Annotated in this window: 4 protein-coding genes and 1 pseudogene; 1 reads left to right on the top strand and 4 read right to left on the bottom strand. The window is 67.8% G+C overall.

All coding sequences use genetic code 11. The features are described 5' to 3' along the window. Positions 1-252 (top strand): annotated as a pseudogene (locus VJR25_RS03570) (NADP-dependent phosphogluconate dehydrogenase); the annotation flags it as partial. 59 nt (positions 253-311) lie between these two features. Here VJR25_RS03570 and VJR25_RS03575 read toward each other — a convergent pair. The 4 genes from VJR25_RS03575 to VJR25_RS03590 form a co-directional block, all read right to left on the bottom strand. Then, positions 312-1019, bottom strand: a complete 708-nt coding sequence (locus VJR25_RS03575; protein WP_414683725.1) for an ABC transporter ATP-binding protein — start codon at positions 1017-1019, stop codon at positions 312-314. Then, entirely contained in the window at positions 1012-1860 is an 849-nt protein-coding gene (locus VJR25_RS03580; RefSeq protein ID WP_324112602.1) for an ABC transporter ATP-binding protein, read from the bottom strand. Before VJR25_RS03580 ends, VJR25_RS03575 begins: the two co-directional genes overlap by 8 nt. A gap of 77 nt (positions 1861-1937) precedes the next feature. After that, positions 1938-3125, bottom strand: coding sequence for a branched-chain amino acid ABC transporter permease (locus VJR25_RS03585; RefSeq protein WP_324112600.1), 1188 nt, complete (start codon positions 3123-3125; stop codon positions 1938-1940). Then, a partial coding sequence (locus VJR25_RS03590; RefSeq protein ID WP_414683724.1) for an ABC transporter permease subunit occupies positions 3122-3592 on the bottom strand: 471 nt, incomplete at its 5' end. The genes VJR25_RS03585 and VJR25_RS03590, both read right to left, overlap by 4 nt.

The raw sequence follows: 3592 nt of genomic DNA on the forward strand, positions 1-3592 counted from the left end.
CTCACCCGCGCCCAGGACGCCTGGCGCCGCATCGTGCACACCGCCGCCGCGACCGGCATCCCCGCCCCCGCGTTCTCCTCCTCCCTCGCCTACTACGACGGCCTCCGCGCCGACCGCCTCCCCGCCGCCCTCATCCAAGCCCAACGCGACTACTTCGGCGCACACACCTACCACCGCACCGACAAACCCGGCACCTTCCACACCAACTGGTCCACCGACCGCACCGAAACACCCGCCACCTCGTCGCACTGACGGAGGAACGGGACGGGGACGGATGCCGCGGCATCCGTCCCCGTCCCGCGTCCACGGCGTCAGCCGACGCCGAGGTACGCCTCCTTGATGGAGGGGTCGGCGAGCAGTTCCTTGCCGGTGCCGGACTTGGTGATCTCGCCCGTCTCGAGCACGAACGCGCGGTGGGCCCGCGCGAGCGCCTGGTTCGCGTTCTGCTCAACGAGCAGGATGGTGGTGCCCTGCTCGTTGATCTCCTTGATGATCGCGAAGATCTGGCGGATGAACTGCGGTGCGAGGCCCATGGACGGCTCGTCCAGCAGCAGCACGCGCGGCTGCGACATGAGCGCCCGGCCGATGGCGAGCATCTGCTGCTCGCCACCGGACATGGTGCCGCCGAGCTGCTTCCTGCGCTCGGCGAGCCGCGGGAACAGCGAGAACACCCGCTCGAGCGACGCGGGCACGCCGCTCTTGGACTTCAGGCCGAACGTGCCCATGTCCAGGTTCTCCATCACCGTCATGCCCGGGAAGATCCCGCGACCCTCAGGCGCCTGTGAGATGCCCTTCACGACCCGGATGTGGGCCTTCATCTTGGTGATGTCCTGGCCGTCGAACGTGATCGAGCCCTGCGACGGGTTCAGCAATCCGGAGATCGTGCGCATCGTGGTCGTCTTGCCGGCCCCGTTCGCGCCGATCAGCGAGACGATCTCCCCCTGGTCGACGGCGAAGGAGATGTCGCGCAGCGCCTGGATCCGGCCGTAGTGGACCGAGACGTTCTTCAGTTCAAGCAGCGTCATCTTCGGGCTCCCCGAGGTAGGCCGCGATCACACGCGGATCGTTGCGGATGACCTTCGGCACGTCGTCGGCGAGTTTGCGACCGAACTCGAGCACGACGATCCGGTCGGTCACGCCCATGACGAGCCGCATGTCGTGCTCGATGAGCAGCACCGTGTACCCCTGATCGCGGATCTGCCGGATGAGCGCCATGAGCTCGTCCTTCTCGGCGGGGTTGAAGCCCGCCGCCGGCTCATCCAGACACAGCAGCTTCGGGTCGGTCGCGAGCGCCCGCGCGATCTCCAGTCGTCGCTGCGAGCCGTAGGGCAGCGCGCGGGACTGGTGGTTCGCCTGGTGTGCGATGCCGACGAAGTCGAGCAGCGCCATGGCCCGGTCGATCGCGGACTTCTCCTCACGGACATGCCGCGGCAGACGCAGCACGGCACCCGGAACCGATGTGCGGTGCCGGGCGTCCAGGCCGACGACGACGTTCTCGAGCGCCGTCATCTCGCCGAACAGGCGGATGTTCTGGAACGTCCGTGCAAGCCCCATCCGGGTGATCTGGTGCTGCTTGCGCCCCTTCAGGGAGACGCCCTCCAGCTTCACGTCGCCGCTCGTCGGCTTGTAGACGCCCGTCATCGCGTTGAAGCAGGTGGTCTTGCCGGCGCCGTTCGGGCCGATGAGCCCGAGGATCTCGCCGCGACGGATGTCGAACGAGACGTCGTCGAGCGCCAGCAGACCACCGAATTTCACCGTGAGCCCGCGCACCTCGACGAGGTTCTCGCCGACCGCGACCTCGACCTCGCGCTCCGACTCGGCGGTGTAGTCCTCCCCCGCGTCATCCGGGACCTCGATCATCCCCTGACCGACGATCTCGGGAACGCCGGGGTCCACCGCGTCCTCGACGTCGTCGGCGGGCCGGCTCGTCTCCTCGGTCATGCTGCTCCTCCCCGGGTCTGTGCGGCCTCCTGCTGGATGCGCGGCTTCGGCGGCGGGGGCGTCAGCTTCAGCGCGCGCCTCACGTAGGCCAGCAGACGGATCTTGGCCGGGACGAGACCCTGCGACCGGTAGATCATCAGGATCACGAGGGCGATGCCGAAGATGAGGTACTTGTAGTCGGCGATCGCGGTGAATCGCTGCGGGATGTACGCCACGATCACGCCACCGAGAAGCGCACCGACCTTGTTGCCCGCGCCGCCGAGCACGACGGCCGCGACGAACAGGATCGAGGTCTGCACGTCGAACTTCTGGTTGTTCACGAACCCGATCTGGCCCGCGAACAACGCACCCGACAGGCCGCCGACCATGGCTCCGATCGCGAACGCCCACACCTTGTACTTGAACGTCGGGACGCCCATCGTCTCGGCGGCATCCTCATCCTCGCGGATGGCGATCCACGCACGACCGACGCGGCTGCGCTCGAGGTTGCCGACCAGAAGCATGATGATGATGATGATCGTGATCGTCAGCCAGTACCAGGGCGTGCCGTTGGAGTTCGAGAAGAGCGGCTGCGTGGCCGTCCCGCCCGGCGGATGCCCCACCGACGAGAAGCCCACCTGGCCGCGCATCGCCGGGATGATGGTCGCGAGGATGCGCACGATCTCGCCGAAGCCGAGCGTCACGATGGCCAGGTAGTCACCGCGCAGTCGCAGCGTCGGCACACCGAGGATGACGCCGAAGGTCGCCGTGATGACCATGGCGAGCGGCAGCGTCCACATGTACGGGATGTGCGCCAGCGGGGAATCCGGGCTGGTGAACAGGGCCGCCGTGTACGAGCCGACCGCGAAGAAGGCGACGTAGCCGAGGTCGAGGAGGCCGGCGTAGCCGACCACCACGTTCAGGCCGACGGCGACGAGGGCGTAGATCGCCATCGTGAACAGGCTGATCGGCCAGTCGTTGCCCGGCTCGGTCGTGATCGGGAAGAAGTTCAGATACGGCAGGGCGTAAGCCAGGATGACGACGGGCACCATCCATGCCCACTGCACCTGCCGCGGCAGCTCGTTCCAGCGTCCGCGGAAGCCGCGGAACGGGCCCTTGCGGCGCCCCAGTCGTGCTTCGGTGTCCTGAAGCTCGCGAGCCGACTCGTCGTCGGGCTCGATGCGCGGTCCGTCGAGACTGCTCATGCCTTGCTCCTTCCGAGAGTCGTTCCGAGGATGCCGGACGGCCTCACCAGCAGCACGAGCACCAGCACGACGAACGCCACGACATCCGCCCATTGGGCGTCGCCGAGCAGGATCTGGCCGTAGTTGCCGATGATGCCGAGCAGCAGCCCGCCGAGGAGGGCGCCGCGGATGTTTCCGATGCCGCCCAGCACCGCGGCCGCGAACGCCTTGACGCCGAGCACGAAGCCGCCGTTGTAGATGACCCCCGACGGGACGATCATCACGTAGAACAGGGCGGCCGCACCGGCGAGCAGGCCGCCGATGAGGAACGTGATCATGATGATCCGCTCCTTGCTGACGCCCATGAGGGTGGCGGTGTCCGGGTCCTGCGCCACGGCGCGGATGCCACGACCGGTGCGGCCGCGGCGGACGAACAGGTCGGTCGCCACCATCAGGACCACGGCGGAGATGACGATCACGAGCTGCTG

The sequence above is a fragment of the Microbacterium sp. genome (genome assembly GCF_035277845.1).
Taxonomy (GTDB): domain Bacteria; phylum Actinomycetota; class Actinomycetes; order Actinomycetales; family Microbacteriaceae; genus Microbacterium.

Excerpts from the sequence above, each read along its gene's own strand:
- VJR25_RS03580 (WP_324112602.1), bottom strand. The coding sequence starts at position 1,860 with ATGATCGAGGTCCCGGATGACGCGGGGGAGGACTACACCGCCGAGTCG.
- VJR25_RS03585 (WP_324112600.1), bottom strand. The coding sequence starts at position 3,125 with ATGAGCAGTCTCGACGGACCGCGCATCGAGCCCGACGACGAGTCGGCT.